The organism is Pseudomonas cavernae, assembly GCF_003595175.1.
In the GTDB taxonomy this organism is placed as follows: Bacteria; Pseudomonadota; Gammaproteobacteria; order Pseudomonadales; family Pseudomonadaceae; genus Aquipseudomonas; species Aquipseudomonas cavernae.
Map to the genome: position 1 here is coordinate 942,627 of NZ_CP032419.1, position 25,287 is coordinate 967,913.

General features: G+C 66.2%; 22 protein-coding genes. 7 read left to right on the forward strand and 15 right to left on the reverse strand.

The genetic code is table 11. The features are described 5' to 3' along the window. Positions 1 to 55 precede the first annotated feature (55 nt). The 13 genes from D3880_RS04340 to dksA form a co-directional block, all read right to left on the reverse strand. A complete protein-coding gene (locus D3880_RS04340) occupies positions 56 to 934 on the reverse strand; it encodes an oxygenase MpaB family protein (RefSeq protein ID WP_119892290.1) in 879 nt (292 codons plus the stop codon). A 54-nt stretch (positions 935 to 988) separates the two neighbouring features. Continuing rightward, positions 989 to 2,926: an acetate--CoA ligase gene (gene acs / locus D3880_RS04345; RefSeq protein ID WP_119892291.1), complete on the reverse strand. Its 1,938-nt coding sequence runs from the start codon at positions 2,924 to 2,926 to the stop codon at positions 989 to 991. Between the two features lie 157 nt (positions 2,927 to 3,083). After that, a complete protein-coding gene (gene pgi / locus D3880_RS04350) occupies positions 3,084 to 4,748 on the reverse strand; it encodes a glucose-6-phosphate isomerase (protein ID WP_119892292.1) in 1,665 nt (554 codons plus the stop codon). Between the two features lie 85 nt (positions 4,749 to 4,833). Continuing rightward, positions 4,834 to 5,214 carry an aspartate 1-decarboxylase gene (panD, locus tag D3880_RS04355; protein ID WP_119892293.1) on the reverse strand — a complete coding sequence of 127 codons (381 nt, stop codon included), beginning with the start codon at positions 5,212 to 5,214 and terminating at the stop codon, positions 4,834 to 4,836. 84 nt (positions 5,215 to 5,298) lie between these two features. Beyond that, positions 5,299 to 6,159 carry a pantoate--beta-alanine ligase gene (gene panC, locus D3880_RS04360; RefSeq protein ID WP_119892294.1) on the reverse strand — a complete coding sequence of 287 codons (861 nt, stop codon included), beginning with the start codon at positions 6,157 to 6,159 and terminating at the stop codon, positions 5,299 to 5,301. Further along, a complete protein-coding gene (panB, locus tag D3880_RS04365; RefSeq protein WP_119892295.1) occupies positions 6,156 to 6,956 on the reverse strand; it encodes a 3-methyl-2-oxobutanoate hydroxymethyltransferase in 801 nt (266 codons plus the stop codon). The genes panC and panB overlap by 4 nt, the downstream gene beginning before the upstream one ends. Before the next feature lie 135 nt (positions 6,957 to 7,091). Continuing rightward, positions 7,092 to 7,571 carry a 2-amino-4-hydroxy-6-hydroxymethyldihydropteridine diphosphokinase gene (folK, locus tag D3880_RS04370; protein ID WP_119892296.1) on the reverse strand — a complete coding sequence of 160 codons (480 nt, stop codon included), beginning with the start codon at positions 7,569 to 7,571 and terminating at the stop codon, positions 7,092 to 7,094. Position 7,572: 1 nt separating this feature from the next. Continuing rightward, positions 7,573 to 8,979, reverse strand: a complete 1,407-nt coding sequence (locus tag D3880_RS04375) for a polynucleotide adenylyltransferase PcnB (RefSeq protein ID WP_119892297.1) — start codon at positions 8,977 to 8,979, stop codon at positions 7,573 to 7,575. A 677-nt stretch (positions 8,980 to 9,656) separates the two neighbouring features. Next, positions 9,657 to 11,093: a sigma-54-dependent transcriptional regulator gene (locus D3880_RS04380; protein WP_119892298.1), complete on the reverse strand. Its 1,437-nt coding sequence runs from the start codon at positions 11,091 to 11,093 to the stop codon at positions 9,657 to 9,659. Between the two features lie 4 nt (positions 11,094 to 11,097). Then, the gene (locus D3880_RS04385) at positions 11,098 to 14,070 is read right to left on the reverse strand and encodes a sensor histidine kinase (protein ID WP_119892299.1); all 2,973 of its coding nucleotides are present in this window, start codon (positions 14,068 to 14,070) and stop codon (positions 11,098 to 11,100) included. Then, the gene (locus tag D3880_RS04390) at positions 14,054 to 14,230 is read right to left on the reverse strand and encodes a hypothetical protein (protein ID WP_010796831.1); all 177 of its coding nucleotides are present in this window, start codon (positions 14,228 to 14,230) and stop codon (positions 14,054 to 14,056) included. The genes D3880_RS04385 and D3880_RS04390 overlap by 17 nt, the downstream gene beginning before the upstream one ends. An 83-nt stretch (positions 14,231 to 14,313) precedes the next feature. After that, positions 14,314 to 15,201 (reverse strand): tRNA glutamyl-Q(34) synthetase GluQRS, encoded by an 888-nt coding sequence (gene gluQRS, locus D3880_RS04395; RefSeq protein WP_119892300.1) that lies wholly within the window; start codon positions 15,199 to 15,201, stop codon positions 14,314 to 14,316. A 45-nt stretch (positions 15,202 to 15,246) separates the two neighbouring features. Continuing rightward, positions 15,247 to 15,690, reverse strand: a complete 444-nt coding sequence (gene dksA, locus D3880_RS04400) for an RNA polymerase-binding protein DksA (protein WP_119892301.1) — start codon at positions 15,688 to 15,690, stop codon at positions 15,247 to 15,249. Between the two features lie 195 nt (positions 15,691 to 15,885). Here dksA and D3880_RS04405 point away from each other — a divergent pair, with 195 nt between their 5' ends. Together D3880_RS04405 and sfsA are read left to right on the forward strand one after the other, a co-directional pair. Then, on the forward strand, positions 15,886 to 17,067 hold the full coding sequence (locus D3880_RS04405; RefSeq protein WP_119892302.1) for a pyridoxal phosphate-dependent aminotransferase: 1,182 nt from the start codon (positions 15,886 to 15,888) through the stop codon (positions 17,065 to 17,067). Then, on the forward strand, positions 17,057 to 17,764 hold the full coding sequence (gene sfsA, locus D3880_RS04410) for a DNA/RNA nuclease SfsA (protein WP_119892303.1): 708 nt from the start codon (positions 17,057 to 17,059) through the stop codon (positions 17,762 to 17,764). Before D3880_RS04405 ends, sfsA begins: the two co-directional genes overlap by 11 nt. A 54-nt stretch (positions 17,765 to 17,818) precedes the next feature. Here sfsA and D3880_RS04415 read toward each other — a convergent pair whose 3' ends face one another. Both D3880_RS04415 and D3880_RS04420 read right to left on the reverse strand, forming a co-directional pair. After that, positions 17,819 to 18,136, reverse strand: coding sequence for a Rieske (2Fe-2S) protein (locus D3880_RS04415; RefSeq protein ID WP_119892304.1), 318 nt, complete (start codon positions 18,134 to 18,136; stop codon positions 17,819 to 17,821). Positions 18,137 to 18,217: 81 nt separating this feature from the next. After that, a complete protein-coding gene (locus tag D3880_RS04420; protein WP_119892305.1) occupies positions 18,218 to 20,449 on the reverse strand; it encodes a TonB-dependent hemoglobin/transferrin/lactoferrin family receptor in 2,232 nt (743 codons plus the stop codon). Between the two features lie 218 nt (positions 20,450 to 20,667). On the opposite strand from D3880_RS04420, the gene D3880_RS04425 reads away from it, so the two are divergent. The 5 genes from D3880_RS04425 (at position 20,668) to D3880_RS04445 (ending at position 25,279) form a co-directional block, all read left to right on the forward strand. Further along, entirely contained in the window at positions 20,668 to 21,369 is a 702-nt protein-coding gene (locus D3880_RS04425) for an energy transducer TonB (protein WP_119892306.1), read from the forward strand. A gap of 16 nt (positions 21,370 to 21,385) precedes the next feature. Further along, on the forward strand, positions 21,386 to 22,462 hold the full coding sequence (locus D3880_RS04430) for a hemin-degrading factor (RefSeq protein WP_119892307.1): 1,077 nt from the start codon (positions 21,386 to 21,388) through the stop codon (positions 22,460 to 22,462). A 116-nt stretch (positions 22,463 to 22,578) separates the two neighbouring features. After that, positions 22,579 to 23,478, forward strand: coding sequence for a heme/hemin ABC transporter substrate-binding protein (locus tag D3880_RS04435; protein WP_119892308.1), 900 nt, complete (start codon positions 22,579 to 22,581; stop codon positions 23,476 to 23,478). 50 nt (positions 23,479 to 23,528) lie between these two features. After that, positions 23,529 to 24,512: a FecCD family ABC transporter permease gene (locus D3880_RS04440; RefSeq protein ID WP_162935040.1), complete on the forward strand. Its 984-nt coding sequence runs from the start codon at positions 23,529 to 23,531 to the stop codon at positions 24,510 to 24,512. Next, entirely contained in the window at positions 24,512 to 25,279 is a 768-nt protein-coding gene (locus D3880_RS04445) for a heme ABC transporter ATP-binding protein (protein ID WP_119892310.1), read from the forward strand. The genes D3880_RS04440 and D3880_RS04445 overlap by 1 nt, the downstream gene beginning before the upstream one ends. The last annotated feature ends 8 nt before the right edge of the window (positions 25,280 to 25,287 follow it).

Here is a 25,287-nt window from a genome sequence, read left to right on the forward strand (position 1 = left end):
AATGGTTGCACAGGCATTTGTCGGTGGCCACCTCCCGGACTGGGTGGTCATGGCCTCAGCGGATGGGCGGCAGGCCCATGCGCCGCCGGGCGCGGTGCAGCGAGCCGTTGCGTACCGCCCAGCGCAGCAAGGGCACGCTGCCGCGCACCCCGGCGCGGATCAGTCGGCGTTGCAGCGGGCCTAGACGCAGGTCGAGCAGGTCGCCGGCCCAGTCCGGCAGCAGGTCGATGCCGGCGCGCAGCATCAAGGCGCTGTAGGGGCGGGCGAAGGCGCTCGGCGAGGGGGCGGCGAGCAGTACGCGGATTACCTCGCGGGTGCGCGAGTCGTAGCGCAATTGCGGGCGCATGGCCTGCAGGTAGTCCGCCACCGCCTGGCGCGAACGCGGCACGTCGTGGGCGCCGAGGCGTTCGGCGACCAGGGCGATTTCGGCGTAATAGCGGTCCTGCTCGTGACCCGGAAATTCCGGATTGCGGTAGCGCAGGTAGGACTTGAGGAAGCTGCTGACCTCGGCCACATGCACCCAGGTCAACAGGTCCGGGTCGTTGGCGGCATAGGGCCGGCCATCCGGCAGGGTGCCGACCACGCCTTCATGGATGCGCTGCACGCGGGCGATGAGCTTGTCCGCATCGGCGCGCGCGCCGTAGGTGGTGGTCGAGATGAACTGGCCGGTGCGGCGTAGGCGGCCGAGCATGTCCTCGCGGAAGTTGGAATGATCCCAGACCCCGGCCAAGGCCCGGGGGTGAAGCATCTGCAGAAGCAGCGCGCTGACGCCGCCGATCAGCATGGCGCTGAAGTCGCCATGCACCTGCCAGCATGCCGAGTCGGGGCCGAACAGCCCGGGGTCGCCGGCCGGCGACTCGAAGTCGACCCCGCCGAGGGCCAGGCCGCTGAGGTTGAGCACCTGGCTTTCGATGTGACGGCGGAGCGTTTCCATGGCGACGGCTGGCTTCCTTGCCCCTCTCCCGGGCAGGAGAGGGGGCGTTGCGGGTTAACGGTTGAGGCGCTTGCCGATCAGCCCATCGACCACCGAGGGGTCGGCCAGGGTCGAGGTGTCGCCGAGGCTGTCCAGTTCGTTGCAGGCGATCTTGCGCAGGATGCGCCGCATGATCTTGCCCGAGCGGGTTTTCGGCAAGGCCGGCGCCCACTGCAGCAGTTCAGGCTTGGCGAAGCTGCCGATTTCCTTGCCGACCAGCGCCAGCAGTTCCTGCTTCAGCGCCTCGCTCGGCTCGATGCCGTTCATCGGCGTGACGAAGGCGTAAATGCCCTGACCCTTCACGTCATGCGGATAGCCGACCACCGCCGCCTCGGCGACCGCATCATGCAGCACCAGGGCGCTTTCCACCTCGGCGGTGCCGATGCGGTGGCCGGAGACGTTGATCACGTCATCGACTCGGCCGGTGATCCAGTAGTAGCCGTCCTCGTCGCGGCGCGCGCCGTCGCCGGTGAAGTAGTAGCCGGGGTAAGCGCTGAAGTAGGTGTCGAGCATGCGCTGGTGGTCGCCGTAGACGCTGCGGATCTGGCTCGGCCAGCTGGCCTTGATCGCCAGTACGCCTGAGCCTGCGCCGGCAATTTCCTGGCCCTGTTCATCCAGCAGCACCGGCTGTACGCCGAAGAACGGGCGGGTCGCCGAGCCGGGCTTGAGGGTAGTGGCGCCGGGCAGCGGGGTGATCATGATGGCGCCGGTTTCGGTCTGCCACCAGGTGTCGACGATCGGGCAGCGGGTTTCGCCGACCACGTGGTAGTACCACTCCCAGGCTTCCGGGTTGATCGGCTCGCCCACCGTGCCGAGCAGGCGCAGACTGCTGCGCGAAGTCTTCTCCACCGGCGCGGTGCCTTCGCGCATCAGCGCGCGCAGGGCAGTCGGCGCGGTGTAGAAGGTGTTCACCTGATGCTTGTCGATTACTTGCCAGAAGCGCGAGGCGTCCGGGTAGTTCGGCACGCCCTCGAAGATCAGGCTGGTGGCGCCGTTGGCCAGCGGGCCGTAGACGATGTAGCTGTGGCCGGTGACCCAGCCGACGTCGGCGGTGCACCAGTAGATGTCGCCGTCGTGGTAGTCGAACACGTACTTGTGGGTCATCGCCGCCTGCAGCAGGTAGCCGCCACTGGTGTGCAGCACGCCCTTGGGTTTGCCGGTACTGCCGGAGGTGTAGAGGATAAACAGCGGGTCTTCCGCGTCCATCGGCTCCGGCGGGCAGTCGCCGTCCACCGTGCGCAGCGCTTCGTGGTACCAGAGGTCGCGGCCCTCGGCCCAGGCGATCTTGCCCTGGGTGCGCTCGACCACCACTACCGTGCTGACGTTCGGGCAGCTCTGCAGGGCCTTGTCGACGTTGGTCTTGAGCGGGATGTACTTGCCGCCGCGCACACCCTCGTCGGCGGTGATCACGGTGCGGCAGTCGGCATCGAGGATGCGGTCGCGCAGGGCATCCGGCGAGAAGCCGCCGAACACCACCGAATGCACCGCGCCGATGCGCGCGCAGGCGAGCATGGCGTAGGCCGCCTCCGGCACCATCGGCATGTAGATGCACACCCGGTCACCCTTGCTCACGCCGCGCTGCTTGAGCACGTTGGCCAGGCGGCAGACGTGGGAGTGCAACTTGTTGTAGGTGATGTGCGCCGATTCGCTGGGGTTGTCACCCTCCCAGATGAAGGCGATCTGTTCGCCGCGCTCGGCCAGATGGCGGTCGATGCAGTTGTAACTGACATTCAGCTGGCCGCCCTTGAACCAGGTGGCCTGGCCCTTGTGCATGTCGCCGTGGTGCACGCTGTGCCAGGGCTTGAACCAATCGAGGAAGGCTTTCGCCTGTTCGCCCCAGAAGATTTCGGGCGCCTCGACGGATTGCCGGTACAGGCGCTGGTAGTCGTCTTCATTCAGATGCGCGCGTTTGCGCACCGCATCGGGGACTGGGTGGCTGCTGATTTCAAACATGGCGAGTCCTCCTTGTTGTATGCCGCATTTGCCGTTAAGGGTGCACCCAGGCAGTTGCTTGGTTCAACCCGGGCCGGTGTTTCCCCAACTTTAGAACACCGCAGAAAGCACGAACCCGGCACGGGGCCGGGTTCGCAAGGTTTCCGCCGAGAGGACCTCAGCCGCGGTGACGGCCGCGGAAGAAGTCGATCAGGCCCTGGGTCGAGGCATCCTCAGCCGGCTGCTCGTTGCTGCCGGTGAGGCGCTGATACACGCTCTTACCCAGCTCCTTGCCCAGTTCGACGCCCCACTGGTCGAAGGCGTTGATGCCCCAGATCACGCTTTGGGCGAACACTTTGTGCTCGTACATCGCCACCAGCGCGCCCAGCCGGCGCGGGCTGATGCGTTCGAGCACCAGGGTGTTGCTCGGCCGATTGCCGGGAATCACCTTGTGTGGCGCCAGGCGCTGCACTTCGTCTTCCGGCAGGCATTTGCCGCGCAGTTCCTCCTCGGCTTCCGCGCGGGTCTTGCCGAGCATCAGCGCCTGGCTCTGCGACAGGCAGTTGGCATACAGCCACTGGTGGTGGTCGGCCACCGGGTTGTAGCTGACCACCGGCACGATGAAGTCCGCCGGAATCAGCTGGGTGCCCTGGTGCAGCAGCTGGTGGTAAGCGTGCTGGCCGTTGCAGCCGACGCCGCCCCAGATCACCGGGCCGGTATCACAGCTCACCGGACTGCCGTCCTGGCGCACGGATTTGCCGTTGGACTCCATGTCCAGCTGCTGCAGGTGCTTGGTGATGTTCCGCAGGTAGTGATCGTAGGGCAGGATCGCGTGGCTCTGCGCGCCCCAGAAGTTGCCATACCACACGCCGAGCAGGGCTAGCAGCACTGGCATGTTGCGTTCGAAGGGGGCGGTGAGGAAGTGCTGGTCCATGCTGTAGGCACCGGACAGCAGTTCCTTGAAGTTGGACATGCCGATGGCCAGGGCGATCGGTAGGCCAATCGCCGACCACAGCGAGTAGCGGCCGCCGACCCAGTCCCACATCGGGAAGATGTTTTCCTCGCGGATACCGAACTCGACGGCGGCCTCGCGATTGCTGGAAACGGCGATGAAGTGCTTGTACAAGTCCGCCTGCGAGCCGCCCTGGGCCAGGTACCAGCTGCGCGCGGCCTGGGCGTTCTTCAGTGTCTCGAGGGTGCTGAAGGACTTCGACGAGACGATGAACAGCGTGGTTTCCGCGCGCAGGCTGGCCGACAGTTCATGGAACTCGCTGCCGTCGATATTGGCCAGGTAATGGCAGCGCACCCCGCGCTGGGCAAACGGCAGCAGGGCCTCGGAGACCAGTTGCGGGCCGAGGAAGGAGCCGCCGATGCCGATGTTCACCACATCGGTGATCGGTTTCTCGCTGTAACCGCGCCACAGGCCGTCATGGATGCGCCCGACCAGTTCGGTCATCTGATTGAGCACGCGGTGCACTTCCGGCATCACGTTGACGCCATTCACCGGCAGACGGTCGGCCACCGGCCGGCGCAGCGCGGTGTGCAGGGCCGGGCGGCCCTCGGAGGCGTTGAGCAGCTCGCCGTTGAACAGCGCCTCGATCGCCTCCTGCAGCTTGGCCTCGCGCGCCAGGCGCACCAACAGCTCGCGGGTCTGACGGTCGATCAAGTTCTTTGAGTAGTCGAGGAACAGGCCGCTGCTGCTCAGGGAGAATTCCTTGAAACGCTCGCTGTCTTGGCTGAAGGCTTCGCGCATGCTGAAGTCCTGCATCGCCAGCCGATGCTGGGCGAGCGCCTGCCAGGCGGACAGGGTGGTGACATCGAGCGGGGTTTGGTAATACGCCATGGCCTGCGGGTTCCTTGAGCAAGAGCGAGTTTTGGACAGTAAAAAGCCCGGAACGCTCCGGGCTTTCAGTCTAGCGGTTTGCGGTCTAGGCGACCTGCACCGGGATGGCGTTGCTGGTGTGGCTCAGCTGGTTGCCCGGCGCCATGTACAGCATGCGCGGCTTGAAGCTGGCCAACTCGGCCTCACTGTAGTGGGCATAGGCGCAGATGATCACGCGATCACCGACTTTGGCCTTGTGCGCGGCGGCGCCGTTCACCGAGATGATCTTCGAGCCTTCCTCGCCGCGGATCGCGTAGGTGGTGAAGCGCTCACCGTTGTCGATGTTGTAGATCTGGATCTGCTCATATTCGCGGATGCCGGCGAGGTTCAGCCATTCACCGTCGATGGCGCAGGAGCCTTCGTAATCCAGCACAGCGTGAGTGACCTCGGCGCGGTGCAGTTTGGCCTTGAGCATGATGGCGTGCATGGCGTTTTCCTCTGTCGGGGCCGCAAACGGCGGCTGAGTTTGCCCGAACCCCGATGGTCGATCAAGGTCGCGGCTGGTCGGATTTCAGTGGGTTTCTTCGAGGTCGAGCGTGAGGTTGTCGATCAGCCGGGTGGTGCCGAGGAAGGCGGCGGCGGCGATCACCAACTGGCGGTCTTCGGCGGTCGCCGGGCGCAGGCTGTCGGCCTGGCAGATTTCCAGATAGTCGGGGCGAAAGCCGGCCTGTGCCAAGGTGCCTTTCGCGCTGGCGATCAGCTGCGGGTAAGCGCGTTCGCCGGCCTTGATGCTGGTGGCCATCTGGCTCAGGCAGCGATAGAGCGACGGGGCAACGGCGCGTTGCTCGGCGCTCAGATATCCATTGCGCGAAGACAGCGCCAGGCCGTCCTCGGCGCGCACAGTCGGCACGCCGAGGATCTGGATCGGCATGTTGAGGTCGCGCACCAAGGTGCGGATCACCGCCAGTTGCTGGAAGTCTTTCTGGCCGAATGCGGCGAGATCCGGTTGGACCATGTGGAACAGTTTGGTCACCACGGTGGCGACGCCATCGAAATGGCCGGGCCGGCTGGCACCGCACAGGCCGGCGGAGACACCGCTGACACTGACCAGGGTCTGGCTGTGCATGCCCTGCGGGTACATTTCTTCAACCGAGGGAGCGAACAGCAGGTCGCAACCGGCCTCGAGGAGTTTCTCCTGGTCGGCGGCGAGGGTGCGCGGGTAGCTGGCGAGATCTTCGTTGGGGCCGAACTGCAGCGGGTTGACGAAGATGCTGGCGACCACGAAGTCGACGCGCTGGACGGCCTTCTCCACCAGGGCGACGTGCCCGGCGTGCAGGTTACCCATGGTGGGTACCAGGCCGATGCCCTTGCCTTCTGCGCGTGCCTGGGCGACCGCTGCACGCAATTCGCGGACGGTGGTAACGGTGTTCATGCGGAGAATCCGTGTTCGGCGGCGGGGAAGGAAACCTCTTTGACCGCTTTGACATAGGCGGCGAGGGCGGCTTGGATCGAGGTCTGGCCGTCCATGAAGTTCTTCACGAACTTGGGCGCGCGGCCGGTCAGCGACAGCCCGAGCATGTCGTGCAGGACCAGCACCTGGCCGTCGGTGGCGCTGCCGGCGCCAATGCCGATCACCGGAATCTTCACCGCCTGGGTGATTTCCGCCGCCAATTCGCTCGGCACGCACTCCAGCAGCAGCATGGCCGCGCCGGCCTGCTCCAGGGCGATGGCGTCGGCGCGCAGTTGGCGGGCCTGGGCTTCGCCGCGGCCTTGAACCTTATAGCCGCCGAACAGGTTGACCGACTGCGGCGTCAGGCCCATGTGCATGCACACCGGCACGCCATTCTCGGCAAGGCGCTGCACGGCGTCAGCTAGGGTCACGCCACCCTCAAGCTTGACCATGTGCGCGCCGGCCTGCATGACCCGGGCGCTGTTGGCCAGGGTTTGCTCGAGGGTGGCATAGCTCATGAAAGACAGATCGGTGACGATCAGCGCGCCCTGGTTGCCACGTTTCACGCAAGCGGTGTGGTAGGCCATCTCGTCGATGCTCACCGGCAGGGTGCTGTCCTGGCCCTGGACCACCATGCCCAGCGAGTCACCCACCAGCAGCACCTCGACCCCGGCCTGGCAGGCGGCATGGGCGAAGGTAGCGTCATAGGCTGTGAGCATGGCGATTTTCTCGCCTTTCTGCTTCAGCTCTTGCAGTGTGGTTACAGTAACGGCAGGCATGGATGTGATCCTCAATCGGGCCGCGTGCGCACCAGCGCGGGGCAAGGGGACGCCTATAGTCCTGATGGGGGGGCGGGAAGTCAATTGCAGGTGTTACCGACTTGTTACTGGCGTTACCGCCAGTGCGCGCCGGCTCTACAGGCGTTCCAGCCCCACGAAAGGGCAGGCCTGCAGCAGCGCACTGAGCCGGCGGCCATCGGGGAGCAGCAGGTCGGTGGCGATCTCCGCCAGCGGGTAGAGGACGAACGGGCGGGCGTGCATGTGGTAGTGCGGCACCTGCAGGCGCGGCTCGTCGAGCAGGCGCTGACCGAACAGCAGGATATCCAGGTCCAGAGTGCGCGGCCCCCAGCGTTCGGCCTTGCGTTGGCGACCCTGGTCCAGCTCGATGGCTTGCAGGGCGTCGAGCAGCTGCAGCGGGGCGAGGGTGGTATCCAGCGCCGCCACGGCATTTACATAGCGCGGCTGGTCGGTCGGCCCCAGCGGGTCGCTGGCATAGAAGGAGGAAACCTCGAGCAGCTGCGACTGCGGCAATGCGGCCAGGGCCGCCAGGGCGGCACGCAGCTGTTCGAGGGGAGTGGCCAGATTGCTGCCGAGGCCGATGTAGACCCGTTCCATTTTATTCGCCTGCCGGCGTACCGGTGCCGTCACCGCCGCGGCGACGGCGGCTGCCGCCACGGCGGCGCTTGCGTGGCGCGCCACTGCTGTCGCTGGGGCTGCTGGTGAGGTCGCGAATCATGCGTCGACGTTCGCTGTCACTGGCGTCCTGATAATCGGTCCACCAGTCGCCCAGGCCACCGGTGTCGTCGCCGGCGCTTTCACGCAGCAGGAGGAAATCGTAACCGGCGCGGAAACGCGGGTTTTCCAGCAGCAGGTCGGCGCGCTTGCCGCTACGCCGCGGCAGGCGTTCCTGCATGTCCCAGATCTCGCGGATCGGCATGGTGAAGCGCTTGGGCACGGCGATGCGCTGGCACTGCTCGCTGATCAGCTCGTGCGCCGCTTCCTGCACGGCCGGAATCGGCGCCAGGCCACGCGCTTGCAGTTGCGCGGCGCGGGCCGGCAAGGCTGGCCAGAGCAGGGCGGCAAACAGGAAGGCCGGGGTCACCGGCTTGCCTTGCTGGATGCGCAGGTCAGTGTTGGCCAGGGCCTGGCGGATCAGCCGCTCGGTGTATCCCGGGTTGTGCTTGAGGGCAGCGGCGCTGGCCGGGAACAGCGGGGCGAACAGCCCGTAGTGAAGCAGCAGTTCGAAGGTGCGTTCGGCGTAACCGGCGAGGAACAGCTTAAGCACTTCGTCGAACAGTCGCGCCGCGGGAATGTCACGCAGCATCGGCGCCAGTTTCACAATCGGGGCGGCGCTGTGCTTCTCGATCTCGAAGCCCAACTTGGCAGCGAAACGCACGGCGCGGAGCATCCGCACCGGATCTTCCAGGTAGCGCTGTTCAGGGTCGCCGATCAGGCGGATCAAACGGTTGCGGATGTCATGGACGCCGCGGGCATAGTCGAGGATGCGCTCGCCGGTGACATCGAAATACAGGGCATTGATAGTGAAGTCGCGGCGCTGGGCGTCCTCTTCCAGGCTGCCGTAAACGTTGTCGCGCAAAATCCTGCCGCTTTCGTTGCGGGCGGCCAGGTGGCTGTTCTCGTCTTCGTCACCTTGCGGGTGGCCGGCGCGGAACGTCGCGACCTCGATGATTTCGCGGCCGAAATGCACATGCACCAGCTTGAAGCGGCGGCCAATCACGCGTGCGTTGCGGAACTCGGCACGCACCTGCTCGGGGGTGGCGCTGGTGGCCACGTCGAAATCCTTGGGCTCGAGATCCAGCAGCAGATCACGCACGCAGCCGCCAACCAGATAAGCCTGATAGCCGGCATGCTGCAGGCGCTCGACGACGCTGGTCGCATGACGGCTGATGTTCTGGCCGCGACGCAGCGGATGCTGGCGGTTGCTCAGCACTTCGGGGGTGCTACGCGTGTGTTTGGCGCGGCGCAGGGGAGAACGCAAAGACTGGAACAGCTTTTTCAGCATGGGATGCACTGTTTGACGGGGTGGTCGGCCAGAATAGGAGATGACCGCATGATAGGCGCGGATTCTAGCATTGACTCGGGGGATGGTGTACGAGACAGCGGCGGGGAGTTGAAGCTACTGGGGGAGCCGAGGCTCCCCCCCAAGTAGGTGCGTGCTTTGTTTTTATTATTATTTCGGGCTTGTTGTTTTTGTTTGTTGACCCGTTCCATTCGCCCAGTGGCTTCAGGAAAAACTCCCAAACTGGGAGTCAGTAGCAAACGGATTGCTTTGGAAGCTGATGCAGCCATTATCGTCAATTGATCCAACCAGTTCGGGCGCTGCTTTAGAGCAGTTTTATTGTTCTCGGTCTGGTTGTGGGGCGAACCCCAACGGCTAGTCCTCTCCAAAAGAATCAGTTAGCTGCGTCCCCTGCGTTGTTGTTTTTGTTATGCCGGAGTCGGTACGTGTTGTTTTTATTGTGTTGGGCATTGCTTGTTATTGTTGTTGTGCCAGATATAAAGCAGAAGCCGTGCCAGTTTTTGCGATTCCTTGTAAAACAATGGCTTGCGAGTTTTTTGGTGATTGGATGGGCAGAAAAAAGCCGGGTTCGCGTTACCGTAAGACCCGGCTTTGTTACGTGATGTTTGTCGCGGTAACAGAGGAGGAAGCAAAACGTTCCCGCTCTGTCACCGTGCCCATCAGTTGTCGACGGCGGTGCCGGTCTTGCGCCGCGGGATGCCCAGGCGTTGGCGGCGTTCCCACAGGCACTTGCGGCTGATCCCCAGCTTGCGTGCCAGTTCGGTCTCGGTCATGTGATCTTGGTGCTCGAGAACGAAATGCTGGAAGTAGTCCTCCAGCGACAGGTCCTCGGTGGGTTCGTTGGCGTTGCTGCCGGTGTGGCTGGGCGCCGGGAGGCTGAAGTCCTCGTCTTCCAAGTCGTCCAGTTCGATATCGATGCCCAGCAGCTCGGCGGAAATCTCCGCGCTCTCGCAAAGGATCACCGCGCGCTCGATGGCGTTCTCCAGCTCGCGCACGTTACCCGGCCACGAATAGTGGCGGATGGCCTGTTCGGCGTCATGGGCGAAGCGCATCTCGCCGCGGCCCATCTGCGTGGCCTGACGGGCCAGGAACAGCTTGGCGATTTCGTTGACGTCACTGCCGCGCTCGCGCAGCGGCGGCAGTTTCAGGGCGATCACGTGCAGGCGGTAATACAGGTCTTCGCGGAACTGGCCGACCTTGGCGAGGCTCTTGAGATCGCGGTGGGTGGCGGCGATCAGGCGCACGTCGACTTTCTGCGACTGCACCGAGCCGACTCTGCGGATCTCGCCTTCCTGCAGGACGCGCAACAGGCGGGCCTGGGCTTCCAGCGGCAGTTCGCCGATCTCGTCGAGGAACAGGGTGCCACCGTCGGCGGCTTCTACCAGACCGGTGCGGCCGGCGCTGGCGCCGGTGAAGGCACCCTTCTCATGGCCGAACAGTTCGGACTCGATCAGGGTTTCCGGGATCGCCGCGCAGTTCACCGAGATCAGCGGTGCCTTGGCACGCCGGGACAGGTTGTGCAGCGCGCGCGCGACTAGCTCCTTGCCGGTGCCGGACTCGCCCTGAATTAGCACGGTTGAGTCGGTGGGGGCGACTTTGCGGATCTTGCTGTACAGCTCTAGCATGGGTGGGCAGGAACCGATGATGCCGATCTCACCCTGGCTGCTTTCTGGTGTCTTGCCGTTGCCGCGGCTGGCGGAAGGGGCGGCGTTGCCGCGCTCGTTCGCCGGTACGCTCAGGCTTTCCTGACGTTCGCGCAAGATGCGCGCCACGGCCTGGAGCATTTCGTCGTGGTCGAAGGGTTTGGCGATGTAGTCGACGGCGCCCATCTTCATCGAGTCCACCGCCGAACGCAGGCTGGCGTAGCTGGTCATGATCAGCACCGGCGTGCCCTGGCCGAGCTTGATCAGTTCGGTACCGGGAGCGCCGGGCAGGCGCAGGTCGCTGACGATCAGGTCGAAACCGGTAATGCTGAAGCGCTCCTGGGCTTCCTGTACCGAGCCGGCTTCGCTGACTTCGTACTGGTTGCGCTCCAACAGGCGGCGCAGCGCCGAGCGGATGATGGTTTCGTCTTCGACGATCAGAATATGTGGCATGAATTCAGCTCTCTCGACGGTCTCTGGTCACTGCGGACGTCGCTTCGACATGGCGAGGCAAAGTTACCCGGATGCGGGTGCCGCGCTGCTGCTCGGAATCGGCCGGGCTGTCGATGGTGATCTGGCCATAATGCTCTTCCACGATCGAATAGACCAGTGCAAGCCCCAGCCCGGTGCCCTTGCCCGGGTCCTTGGTGGTGAAGAAGGGCTCGAATAGGCGATCCATGATGGCTTTCGGAATGCCGCTGCCCTCGTCCTCGACGATCAGGTCGACGGTGTGCTCGGAAGCCTCGCTCTTGACCCGAATAGCGCCATTTGGCGGTGAGGCGTCGCGAGCATTCGACAGCAGGTTGATCAGCACCTGGGCTAGGCGCTGCGGATCGCCGACGACCCAGTGCTCAGGCTCGCACAGGTTGTAGAACTGGATCTCGAGGCTGCGGCGGTTGAGCGACAGCAGGCCGATGGCGTCCTGGGCGACATCGGCCAGGCACACCGGCTCTTCTTCGTATTGGTGGCCGCCGGCGTGGGCGAAGCTCATCAGCGACTGGACGATGCGCGATACGCGTTTGGTCTGTTCGATGATTTGGCTGCTGATCTCGCTCAGCTCGCCGTCGCCTTCGCGCTCTTCGCGCAGGTTCTGCGCCAGGCAGGCGATGCCGGTGATCGGGTTGCCGATCTCGTGGGCCACCCCGGCGGCCAGTCGACCGATGCTGGCCAGACGCTCGGAGTGCACCAGCTTGTCTTCCAGCATCTGCGTGTCGGTGAGGTCCTCGACCAGCAGCACCAGGCCGGTGTTGCCGGGTGCCAGCGGCTCTTCGATGGCGGCCTTGTGCAGGTTGAACCAACGGGTCTGGCCGTCGAGCGTCAGGCGCTGCTTGTGCTGGTGCTCGTCGGGCAGGTTGATGAAGCCTTCCAGCAGGCCTTTCCAGGGTTCGACGATGGTGGTCAGGCGCGAGCCGACCAGGCGTTGCGCGGGGATGCCGGTGAGCTCTTCCATGGCCCGGTTCCACATGAGGATTTCCTGATCCTTGGCCAGCGAGCACACGCCCATCGGCAGTTCCTGCAGGGTCTGGCGGTGGTAGCGGCGCAAGGCATCGAGTTCGGCGGCCAAGCCGGTGAGGCGCGAGTGGTAATCCTCCAGGCGGCTCTCGATGAAGTGGATATCCTCGGTGACGTAGCCTTCGCTGCCGGACTTGTAGGGCAGGAACGACTCGACGATGTCCTGCGCCACGTTGGGGCCCATCAGGCCGGAGAGGTTGGCCTCGATGCGGTCGCGCAGGCGGCGCAGGGCGTAGGGGCGGTTTTCGTCGAACGGTAGGTGCAGGTCGCGCAGCGCCTGTTCCACTTCGCGCTGGGCGGTCTTGGCGCCGAGCGGCTTGGCCAGCTGGGTGGCGAACTCCTGCGGCGAGGTGGCCAGCAGTTCGCGGCGTTGTGGGCGGCGCACATTGTCCACGGCGCAGGCTTCGGCGGCGCTCTGTTCCTCGCTGCTGGTCTCGCTGAACAGTGACACCAGGGTGAACACCAGGACGTTGGCGGCCAGTGAACCGATCGCGGCGAGGTGCCAGCTGGTGTCGTCGAGCACGTAGATGAGGTTGAACAGCGGCAGGTAGATGCCCTGGATGTTGCCCAGCAGCGGCAGCAGCATGCTCACCATCCACACGCCGATGCCGGTTAGCAGGCCGGCGATGAAGCCGCGACGGTTGGCGGTCGGCCAGTACAGCACGGAGAGCACGCCGGGGAGGAACTGCAGGGTGGCGACGAAGGCGACGATGCCGAGGTTGGCCAGGTCCTGTTCGGCGCCGAGCAATAGATAGAAGCCATAGCCGGCGGCGATGATGGCGATGATCAGGGCGCGCCGCGTCCACTTCAGCCAGCGGTAGATGTTGCCCTCGGCCGGCGGCTGATACAGCGGCAGGACCAGGTGGTTGAGGGCCATGCCGGACAGCGCCAGGGTGGTGACGATGATCAGGCCGCTGGAGGCCGAGAGGCCGCCGACGTAGGCCAGCAGGGTCAGCGCCTGGTTGTTTTCGGCGATCCCGACGCCGAGGGTGAAGTACTCCGGGTTGGTGGTGGCGCCGAGCTTCAGACCGGCCCAGAGGATCAGCGGCACCGACAGGCTGACCAGCAGCAGATACAGCGGCAGGCCCCAGCTGGCGCTGACCAGCGCGCGCGGGTTGAGGTTTTCGGTGAAAGTCATATGGAACATGTGTGGCATGACAATCGCCGAGGCGAAGAACACCAGTAGCAGGGTGCGCCACGGGCCTTCCTGCAATGGCGTATGCAGGGCGGCGAGGGCGCTTTGGTTTTGCAGCAGCCACAGCTCCAGTTCCTGCGGCCCACCGAACACATGGTAAAGCGCGTAGAGACCGATGCCGGCGAGTGCCAGCAGCTTGACCACCGACTCGAAGGCGAGGGCGAACACCAGGCCTTCGTGCTTCTCGCGGGTGGCGATGTGGCGGGCACCGAAGAGGATGGTGAAGAGGATGATCAGCCCGCAGTAGCTCAACGCCACCCGCGCATGCACCGGTTCGCGGGTGAGGATGCCGATCGAGTCGGCGATCGCCTGCATCTGCAGGGCCAGCAGCGGCAGCACGCCGATCAGCATGAACAGGGTGGTCAGGGCGCCGGCCCAGGTGCTGCGAAAGCGAAAGGCGAACAGGTCGGCCAGCGACGACAGCTGATAGGTGCGGGTGATGCGCAGGATCGGGTAGAGCAGCACCGGTGCCAGCAGGAAGGCGCCGGACACGCCGAGGTAGCTGGCGAGGAAGCCGAAGCCGTACTGATAGGCCATCCCCACCGTGCCGTAGAAGGCCCAGGCGCTGGCATAGACGCCGAGCGACAGGGTATAGGTCAACGGGTGCGAGATGATGCGCCGCGGTACCAGGCCGCGTTCGCTGAGCCAGGCGACGCCGAACAGGGCAAGCAGATAGAGGGCGCTGATCAGGATCAGCTGGGTGAGGCTAAAGCTCGTCAGCATCGCGTTGACTCTGCAGGATGAAGGTCACCACGATGAGGATCAGCCAGAGCAGGTAGGGGCGATACCAGGCGCCGGTCGGGTCGATCCACCAATCCATGATGGCGGGGGAAAACAGGTAGATCCCCACCACCAGGAGCAAGACCAGTCGATAGATGTACATGCGGCACTCTCGTCGGGATTGCGGCGATGGTAATGGACTTGCGCGACCAGCGGCTAGCGCGACGCGGGCCGTCGGTGCTGGGGCTAGCGCAGCTGCGCTTCGGCCAGGGTGCGGCTGCGCGGGATCAGCGTGGCGTCCCAGTGAGCGATGGCCCAGGCCAGCAGCTCCTGGGCGGAACAGTTGTCGAGTTCGGCCGACGGCTGTTGGCCGAGCGTGTGTAGCGCGCGCAGCAGCAGCGGGCCGGCCTGATCGGCGGGCAAGGGCGGCGAGCGGTAGGATTTGCCGAGCTTGTGGCCGTCCGGCTGGATGATCAGCGGCACGTGCAGGTAGCGTGGCTGCGCCAGGCCGAGCAGCTCCTGCAGGTACAGCTGGCGCGGGGTGGAATCGAGCAGGTCGGCGCCGCGCACCACATCGGTCACCCCTTGCCAGGCATCGTCGAGCACCACGGCCAACTGGTAGGCATACAGGCCGTCGCGGCGGTGGATGACGAAATCGCCGACCTCGCGGCCGAGCTGCTGGCGGAATTTGCCTTGCACGCGGTCGACGAAGTGGTACTCCAGCTCCGGCACGCGCAGACGGATCGCGGCGTCGTGGGTGGCGTGTTGCAGGTTGCGGCAGGTGCCCGGGTAGATGCCGTGGTTGCCTTCCAGCTGCTTGCGCGAGCAGGTGCAGGCGTAGGCCAGGCCGTGTTGCAGCAAGCGCTCGATGATTGCGTCGTAGGCGGCATGACGTTCGCTCTGGCGCACCATCTCACCGTCCCACTCGAAGCCGTAGGCTTCCAGCGTCCGGAGAATGGCGTCCTGCGAGCCAGGCGCTTCGCGCGGCGGGTCGAGATCTTCCATGCGCAGTAGCCAGCGGCCGCCACAGGCGCGGGCATCCAGGTAGGAGGCCAGTGCCGCGACCAGCGAGCCGAAGTGCAGGAAACCGCTAGGGGTGGGGGCGAAGCGCCCGATATAGGCTGAGGAAGTCATCAGGGGTATAAACGAAGCGGGGCGCCTAAGCGCCCCGCTGCCGGATCAGGATCCGACCTGTTTTTCCTTGATTTCCGCCAAGGTCTTGCAGTCGATGCACAGGGTGGCGGTGGGGCGGGCTTCCAGGCGGCGGATGCCGATTTCGACGCCGCAGGAATCACACCAGCCGTACTCGTTGTCTTCGATCAGTTGCAGGGTTTCGTCGATCTTCTTGATCAGCTTGCGCTCACGATCGCGGGCCCGCAGTTCCAAGCTGAATTCTTCTTCCTGGCTGGCGCGGTCGGCGGGGTCAGGGAAGTTCGCGGCTTCGTCCTGCATGTGATGCACGGTCCGGTCGACCTCCTGCATCAGCTCCAGTTTCCACTTGGTGAGAATGTCGGTGAAGTGAGCGCGCATGGCGTCGCTCATGTATTCCTCACCCTTGGTCTCTTTGTAGGGCACAAAGCCGCGAGTCAGATGACTGCTCTTTTCTTTTGCTTTGATGGGCATGGATGACCGCCTTTTAATCTCACTGATCCATTGCGCAGGATGATGTCCATTGCCGTCTATTTCCCGGCCCTGCGGCTGCAAGCGGGCGAACTTACCAGATCGATTCCGCCCGCGCCACTCCCGGTTGTCGAGGTTGCTGCTGTTTGTTCGAGCGGTCAGATAGAATCCGCTCCTCCGCCCTATAAAGGAAGGCCCATGGCCCATCCCTACAGTGCGCGCAGCCGCGCCATCGAACCCTTTCACGTCATGGCCCTGCTGGCCCGCGCCAATCAGTTGCAGGCCCAAGGGCATGACGTCATTCACCTGGAGATCGGCGAACCGGACTTCACCACCGCCGCGCCTATCATCGCCGCCGGTCAGGCTGCCCTGGCCGCCGGGCATACGCGCTATACCGCGGCGCGTGGGCTGCCGGCGCTGCGCGAGGCGATCTCCGGGTTCTATGCCGAACGCTATCGGTTAAGGATAGACCCGGAACGCATTCTGATTACGCCCGGCGGTTCCGGCGCCTTGTTGTTGGCCGCCAGCCTGTTGGTGGACCCCGGCAAGCACTGGCTGCTGGCCGACCCCGGCTATCCCTGCAATCGGCATTTCCTGCGGCTGGTCGAAGGCGCCGCGCAGCTGGTGCCGGTGGGGCCGGAGGTGCGCTATCAGCTGACCGCCGACCTGGTCGAGCGTTACTGGGACCAAGACAGCGTCGGCGCGCTGGTCGCCTCGCCGGCCAACCCGACCGGCACCCTGCTGCACCGCGACGAGCTGGCCAGCCTGTCCGCCGCACTGAAGGCGCGTGGCGGGCACCTGGTGGTGGATGAGATCTACCACGGTCTGACTTACGGCGCTGAGGCGGCCAGCGTGCTGGAGGTGGACGATGACGCCTTCGTGCTGAACAGCTTTTCCAAGTATTTCGGCATGACCGGCTGGCGCCTGGGCTGGCTGGTGGCGCCGGCGGCCGCGGTGCCGGAGCTGGAGAAACTGGCGCAGAACCTCTATATCAGCGCCCCGAGCATGGCCCAACACGCCGCGCTGGCCTGCTTCGAGCCGGCGACCCTGGCGATCCTCGAGCAGCGCCGCGAGGAGTTCGAGCGCCGCCGCGACTATCTGCTGCCGGCCTTGCGCGAGTTGGGTTTCCGCATCGCCGTCGAACCGGAAGGGGCGTTCTACCTGTACGCCGACATCGGTGCCTTCGGCGGCGACGCCTATGCCTTCTGCCAGCATTTCATCGAAACCGAGCATGTGGCGTTCACCCCGGGGCTGGATTTCGGCCGTTACCAGGCCGGCCACCACGTGCGTTTCGCCTACACCCAGAGCCTGCCGCGCCTGCAGGAAGCGGTCGAGCGCATCGCCCGTGGCCTGCAGAGTTGGCGCTCCGATGCAGTTTGACCCGCCGCTCGAGGAGGGCCGCCTGCTACGCCGGTACAAGCGCTTTCTCGCCGATATCGAGACCCTTCAGGGCGAGCGGCTGACCATTCATTGCCCGAACACCGGCTCGATGCTCAACTGCCTGAGCGAGGGTTGCCGGGTCTGGTTCAGCCGCTCCAGCGACCCCAAACGCAAGCTGCCGGGCACCTGGGAATTGAGCGAGACGCCGCAGCGGCGACTGGCCTGCGTCAACACCGCGCGGGCCAATGCCCTGGTCGAGGAAGCCTTGCGTGGCGGACTGATCGCCGAGTTAGCCGGCTTCACCGCGCTCAAGCGCGAGGTGGCCTATGGCGTGGAAAACAGCCGGGCGGATTTTCGCCTGGACTATCCCGGCGGGCCGGCCTTCGTCGAAGTGAAGAGCGTCACCCTCGGCTTCGATGGCTCGCCGCTGGCAGCCTTCCCCGATGCGGTGACCAGCCGCGGCAGCAAGCACCTGCGCGAGTTGGCCGCGCTGGCCCAGCAGGGCGTGCGTGCGGTTCAGCTGTATTGCGTCAACCTGTCCGGCATCGACGCGGTGCGCCCGGCCGCGGAGATCGACCCGGCCTATGCGGCGGCCTTGCTGCAGGCCAAGGAGGCGGGGGTGGAGGTACTGGCCTACGGCGCCGAGCTCAGCCCGCAGGCGATCCGCTTGGTTCGCCGGCTCGAGGTCTGTCTGTAGCCCGGAGGCAATCCGGGGGCATGGCGGTATCGGTTTCCCCGGATTGCATCCGGGCTACGGCTCGATCCAAATCCCTCTGGCATCTTCCCGGCATTCCAGCGCCCGCAGCGATTGCCCTTCGCAGGGCCCGGCCACGCAGTCGCCGGACTCGATGAGAAACAGCGCGCCGTGACGGGCGCACTGGATCAAGCTGCCGCTGGGCTCGAGGAACTGGTCGGCCGCCCACTCCAGGGGAGTGCCGCGGTGCGGGCAGCGATTGGCGTAGGCGTGCACCCGGCCATGGCGACGCACGGCGAGCAGTTGCAAGCCTGCAACGAGAAAGCCCCGGCTCTGGCCTTCGGCCAGCGCATCCGGGGCGCAGAGCAATTGCATCGGCGTCTCCTGTGAGCGGCGGGCATTATCCCGTACGGTGAGGAGTTGCCAAGAGGGCGCGCGTCCTTGCGCGAAACGGGCTCAGATTTCCCACACCAGGTTGACCGCCGCATGGCGGCCCGGCTGGGTGAAGCGGCCGAGGCTCGGGCTGCTGCTGTCCAGGCCCTGGACGTCGCCCCATTGCCAGTACTGTTTGTCGGTCAGGTTGAACAGGCCGGCGTTGACCGAGAGCTGCTCGCTGACCTGCCACCAGCCGTTGAGGTCGAGGGTGCCGTAACCGGGGGTCTCGAACTGTTCGCGGATGCGCAGCGCGGCACTCTGGCTCTGGTCGACGCGGGTCTTGGCGGCCACCAGGGTCCAGGCGAGGTCACCACCGAAGCGGCCGCTCGGTGCGGCATAGCCGAGGCCGAGCACCGCCTTGAGCGGGTCGACGCTGTTGATCGGCGCGCCGTTTTCCTCGTTCTTGCCGCGGGCGTAGGCGATCGCGCCGTGCAGGCGGCTGCCGGCCGGCAGGCCGAACTGGTCGAGGAACAGCTCACCGCGCGCTTCCGCGCCACGGATGCTGACCTTGCTGAGGTTCTGCGCCTGATAGGTCAGCAGGCCGGCGCCGGTCGGGTCGCTGGTGGTCACCGAGTCGATGAAGTCCTTGTAGCGGTTGTAGAACAGGGCGACGCCGAAGCTGCCGACGGTGTACTCGCCGCGCAGGCCGATCTCGTAACTGTCGCTGGTTTCCGCCTTCAGGTCGGGGTTGGCGATGGTCTGGTAGCCCAGCTGCACGTTGACGAACTCACCGAAGATATCCACCGCCTCCGGCGCCTTGAAACCGGCCGCGTACTGGCCATAGAGACTGTGCGCATCGTCCAGCTGATAGGTCACGCCGAGTTTCGGTGACAGCGCGTGGTCGTTGAAGTCGGACGGGGTGGTATCCAGCGGGTGGGCATTGAGGTACTCGGCGGTGACGTCCGGCTTGAGCTGGTAGTAGTCGTAGCGCAGGCCGGGCAGCAGGGTCCAGCGGCCGATTTCGATGCTGTCCTGCACGAACAGGGCGTATTCCTCGGTGGTCGGGTCCGGAAAATCGCTGAGCGGGAAGGTTTCCGCGCCGAACGCCGGCGGCGTCGGCAGGCCGGTGTCGGCGAACACTTCGCTGCCGGTGCGCAGGTCGCTGCTGTCCAGGCGTTTGACATCGACGCCATAGATCAGGTGGTGGTTGGCCGCGCCGGTGCTGAACTGTTTGTCCAACTTGGCATTCAGCGCCCACAGCTGCTCCTGATAGTTAGAGTCGCGGCTGCGGTCACGGAAACGGCCGCCACTGAAGCGCTGCTGCAAGGTCTGCTGGCGGATCTCGCTGTCCTGGTAGCTCAGTTGCCAGTCGAGGCTGTCGGCGATCGCGCTGTCCAGGACCAGCAGGTGCTGCAGGCTGACGCGTTCGCGGTCGGTGCTGTCCTGGGCATCCGAGGTGCGGATGGCCGCCGTGCGGCTGTATTCGCTGAGCACCTGGGTGTCGACGTCGGCCTCGTAGCGTTCGTAGGTCAGTTGCAGGCGGTCGCTGTCGGCATAGTTCCAGCCGCCTTTGACCAGCAGGTTCTGCGCCCGGTAGTCCTGCGGGTTGGCCTCCTCGCGGGTTAGGCCGATGCCGCCCTGGCCGCCGAAGGTCTCCAGTTCCTGACCGTCGCGGCGGCCGAGATGCAGCAGGCCGTCGACTTGGCCCTGGCGGCCGGCCAGCGTGGTGCTGCGCAGCCAGCTGTCATCGGCGCCGTCGTAGCCGGCCTTGATCCGCGCGTAGGCGTCGTCGCCTTCATCCAGGTAATCCGCCGCATCCTTGGTGAGGAAGCTCACCGCGCCGCCGATGGCGTCGCTGCCATACAGCGAGGAGGCCGGGCCGCGGATGATTTCCACCTGCTTGACGGTGTCCGGATCGATGTAATTGCGCCGGGCATCCATGAAGGGGCCGAAGTTGAAGGCGTCCGGCACGCCGACACCGTCCACCTGGGTGAGTACGCGGTTGCCGCCGATGCCGCGGATGGTGAAGCCGGACAGGCCGAAGCGGCTGCCGGTGCCGCTCACCGATACCCCCGGCTCGTAGCGCACCAGATCCTGGATGTTGTTCACGTTCTGCTGGTCGATTTCCCGTTCGCTGTGGACCGAAACGGTGCTCGGCACCTGGCCGAGAGCCTGCGCGTTGCGGGTCGCGGTGACCGTGACGGTATCGAACTGGGTAGCGGTTTTCGCCGCTTCCGCAGCCAGGACCAGGGACGGCGAGAGCAGCAGCAAGGCCAGCAAGGGCCGGCGGGCGAAGGGCGGACGGATGGACATGGACGACTCCTGGTGGATAACCCGCCGCGCCGTTGCGAAGCCCGTTCTGCTGCGGGTTTGGCCTGGCGTTCTGGTGAGCACCGGGACGCTCATCCCTATGCGAAGGGAGTGGCGGCAGCGGGCGGCAGTAGTGGTTGGGTGGCGGCGCAAAACCTTAAAGAGCTTGACGAGCAAATGCAAACAATTATCAAATAGATTATCGTTTAGTGGTGTTGCCCATGCCAAGGATGCCCTTCTATCTGTCGCTTTCTCTGGCTCTGCATGCCGGCCTCGGCTGGCTATTGCAGGGTCAATGGCTGGCGCATGGGCAGCCTTATGCGCCGAGCCGGCCGGCGGTGATCCAGATCAGCCTGGCGCCGCTCGCCGCGCCGCCACCGCTGGCGCCGGTTCAGCCGCAGGTGGCGACCACGCCGCCCAGCCCAACCCAGCCCAGCTCGGCCAGGCCCACACCAGTCAAACCGCCGGCCAAGCCCGCCGTGGCCAAGGCGCCAGCACCAGCGCCGCGGCCACGAGCGCTGGTGCGAGCGGAGAACCGTGCGCCAGCGGCTGCAGCACGTCCGGCCAGTGCCGCGCTGGCAGCGGCGAGTCCGAGTGTGGCGGCGCCGCGCCCGGCCGCGCCGGTTGTCGAGGAGGTGCTGAGCCGTGAACCGTCGTTCCGCCAGCCGCCGCAACAGCCGAGCTATCCAGCGCAGGCGCGGCGGCGCAATCAACAGGGCGTGGTGCTGGTCGAGGTGCGCCTGGACGCCCGGGGCGAGCAGCGGGAGCTGAGGCTGCTGCGCTCCTCCGGGGTCGACAGCCTGGACCGCGCCGCCTTGACCGCCGTCGCCGGCTGGCGCTTCCACCCGCAAAGCCAGAACGGCCAGGCGGTGCCCAGCCGCGTGCAAATCCCCATTCAATTCGCCCTGACGGCGAGCCGATGAGCAACCAGGAGTTACCATGACCAGTCAAACCCAACCCCAGTCGGCCACCCTGGCCAATCCGCTGTACCAGGCCTGGCAGGTGCTGCGCAGCGAACAGCCGAAGCTGCGCGCCCGTGATGCGGCGGAACGCCTGGCCGTGAGCGAGGGCGAACTGACCGCCAGCCGTCTGGGCGTGGATGCCGTGCGCCTGAACCCGGACTGGGCGGCCTTGCTGCCGGCGCTCGGCGAGCTGGGCTACATCATGGCCCTGACCCGCAATGAGCATTGTGTGCACGAGCGCAAGGGCTACTACCGCGAAGTGTCGGTGATGGCCGGCGGGCAGATGGGCCTGGTGGTGTCGGCCGATATCGACCTGCGCCTGTTTCTCGGCGGTTGGGCCAGCGTGTTCGCCATCGAAGAGCAGACCGCCCGCGGCCTGCAGCGCAGCATCCAGGTGTTCGACCGCCAAGGGCTGGCCGTGCACAAGGTGTTTCTCACCGAGGACAGCGAAGTGGCGGCCTGGGCGCCACTGGTGCAGCGTTTCCGCGCCGCAGAACAGAGCGCCGAACTGGCTCTGCAGCCGTTGCCCGCGCGTCCGGCGGAGCGGGCCGATGTGGAGATCGGCGTCGGCGCGCTGCGCGAGGGCTGGTCGAGCCTGAAGGATACCCACCACTTCTTCGCCCTGCTGAAAAAGCATGGCGTCAGCCGTACCCAGGCCCTGCGCCTGGCCGGCGGCGAGTGGGCCGAAGCGCTGGACGTGCGCGAACTGCCGAAGCTGATGGAGGAGGCCGGTCGTCGCCAGGTGCCGATCATGGTCTTCGTCGGTAACCAGCACTGCATCCAAATCCACTCCGGGCCGGTGAGCAACCTGCGCTGGCTGGACAGTTGGTTCAACGTGCTCGACCCGGAGTTCAACCTGCACCTCAAGACGCCCGGCGTCACCGCGCTGTGGCGGGTACGCAAGCCCAGCAGCGATGGCGTGATCACCAGCTGGGAAGCCTTCGATGCCGAGGGCGAGCTGGTGCTGCAGCTGTTCGGTGCGCGCAAGCCGGGGATTCCCGAGCGTCAAGACTGGCGCGAGCTGGCCGAAGCCACGCCGGCCCTGGCGGGCTGAACTGCTGCCCGCGGTCCCTTGTCTGCCGGCGCAGGCCGATTGCGTCGTCCTTCCTGCCGGCCCGGGCCTAAATGGCGCCGGGCCGGTTTACCGAATCTTGCTGGAGTCGCTGCACCATGCGTCTTAACTTCTGTCTGGCCGGCCTCTGCGCCGGCCTTCTATTCAGCCGGCTGGCCGGCGCTGCCGAACCGCTGCCGCCACGTTGGGTCAGCGCCGGCGGCTCGCTCAGCGAATGGGTGGTGGCGCTGGGGGGCGAATCCCGATTGGTGGGAGTGGATACCACCAGCCAGCATCCGGCTGCCTTGAAGGCCCTGCCGAGCATCGGCTACCAGCGCCAGTTGGCGGCCGAGGGCATCCTCACCCTGCGCCCGGACATGCTGATCGGCACTGAAGAAATGGGCCCGCCGCCGGTGTTGGACCAGCTCAGGGCTGCCGGCGTGCGTATCGAGACGCTGCCGGCCAAGGCCGACCTGGCTAGCCTGGAACATAATCTGACCCGGCTTGGCGAGCTGCTGGGCGACCCGGCGCGCGCCGCCCAGGTGCTGGCCGAGTATCGCCTGCGCCTGCAAGCGCAGGCCGCCTGGGTCGCCAACGCCCGACGCAGCCAGGACCCGCCGCGGGTCTTGCTGCTGCTCGGCCATGCCGGCAGCAGCCCGATGGCGGCCGGGCGGGATACCGTGGCGGCGTGGCTGATCGAGCAGGCCGGTGGCCGCAACGTCAGCCCACACAACGGCTATAAGGCGATTTCCACCGAGGCGCTGATGGCGCTCGACCCGCAGGTGGTGATCTTCGCCGACCGCAGCCTGAGTGGCGAGGCGGCCAAGCAGGCCTTGCTCAAACAGAATCCGGCCCTGGCGGCGACGCCGGCCGCGCGCGACGAGCGCCTGCTGGCGCTGGACCCGACCCTGCTGGTGGGTGGCTTGGGCCCGCGCTTGCCGGAAGGGCTGGCGCGGCTGTCGGCGGCCTTCTATCCTGCCGCGCACGCCCCGACCGGAAAAGCCAAGAGCCAGCCATGAGGCCCGTCCTAACACCGCGCGCGCTGTTTATCGCATTGGGCCTGGCGCTGCTGCTGGCGCTCTGGCTGTCGCTGGCCTTGGGGCCGGTGAGCCTGCCGCTGGCCGATACCCTGCGCGCCGCCTTGCGCCTGCTCGGCTTGCCGCTGAGCGGTGCCGGGCTGGAGCAGGCCGAGCTGATCCTCGGCCAGATCCGCCTGCCGCGCACCCTGCTGGGGCTGGCGGTGGGCGCCGTGCTGGCGCTGTCCGGCGTCGCCATGCAGGGCTTGTTTCGCAACCCGCTGGCGGATCCCGGCTTGGTCGGGGTGTCCAGTGGCGCGGCACTGGGGGCGGCCATCGCCATCGTTGGCGGCACGGCGTTCGGCGGCCTGCCCGAGGCCTTCGCCCCCTATCTGCTGTCGCTGTGTGCCTTCGCCGGCGGCCTGGGGGTGACCGCCCTGGTCTATCGCCTCGGCCGCCGCGACGGGCAGACCAGCGTGGCGACCATGCTGCTCGCCGGCATCGCCCTGACCGCCCTGGCCGGAGCGGCGATCGGCCTGTTCACCTACCTGGCCGATGATGCCACCCTGCGCACCCTGACGTTCTGGAACCTCGGCAGCCTCAATGGTGCCAGCTACGCCCGGCTGTGGCCGCTGCTGCTGGTGACCGCCGGCGTGGCGCTGTGGCTGCCGCGCCGCGCCAAGGCGCTGAATGCCCTGCTGCTCGGCGAGTCGGAGGCGCGTCACCTGGGCTTCGCGGTCGAGCGGTTGAAGCGTGAGCTGGTGTTCTGCACCGCCCTCGGCGTCGGCGCCGCGGTGGCGGCGGCGGGCATGATCGGCTTCATCGGCCTGGTGGTGCCGCATCTGGTGCGCCTGCTGGTCGGTCCCGATCACCGCGTGCTGTTGCCGGCCTCGGCTTTGGCCGGCGCCAGTCTGCTGCTGTTTGCCGATCTGCTCGCGCGTCTGGCGCTGGCGCCGGCGGAACTGCCAATCGGCATAGTCACCGCGCTGATCGGCGCGCCCTTCTTCCTTTATCTGTTGCTGCGGGGGCGAGCCTGATGCTGCGTGCGGAAAATCTGAGCGTCAGGCGCGGGGCGTCTACTGTCCTCGCGGATATCCAGCTCGAGCTGCAGCCCGGCGAGGTGCTCGGCGTGCTCGGCCCCAACGGCGCGGGCAAGAGCACCCTGCTCGGTGCGCTCTGCGGCGAGCTGAGTCCGTCTGCCGGCCAGGTCCATTTGCACCAGCGGGCGCTGGCCGAGTGGTCGGGACCGGAGCGGGCGCAACGTCTGGCGGTGCTGCCGCAAAGCTCGACGCTGAATTTCGCCTTTCGCGTCGAGGCGGTGGTGGGTATGGGCCGGCTGCCGCATGCCAGCGGTCGCCAGCGGGATGAGGAAATCATCGGTGCGGCGCTGCGCGCCGCCGATGCCGCGCATTTGGCCGGGCGCAGCTACCTGGAATTGTCCGGCGGTGAACGCCAGCGCGTGCATCTGGCGCGGGTGTTGGCGCAGCTGTGGCCGGGGGCGCAGGGCCAGTGCCTGCTGCTGGACGAGCCGACCTCGATGCTCGACCCACTGCACCAACACACCACCTTGCAGGCCGTGCGTAGCTTTGCCGAGCGCGGCGCGGCGGTGCTGGTGATTCTGCACGACCTCAATCTGGCGGCGCGCTATTGCGACCGCATCCTGCTGCTCGAACGGGGCCGCGCCCATGCTCTCGGCAGCCCGGAGCAGGTGCTGCGGGCCGAGCCGCTGCAGGCGGTATTCGGCCTGGAAGTGCTGGTGCAGCAGCACCCCGAGCGCGGCCATCCGCTGATCGTCGCGCGCTGAGCGGTCAC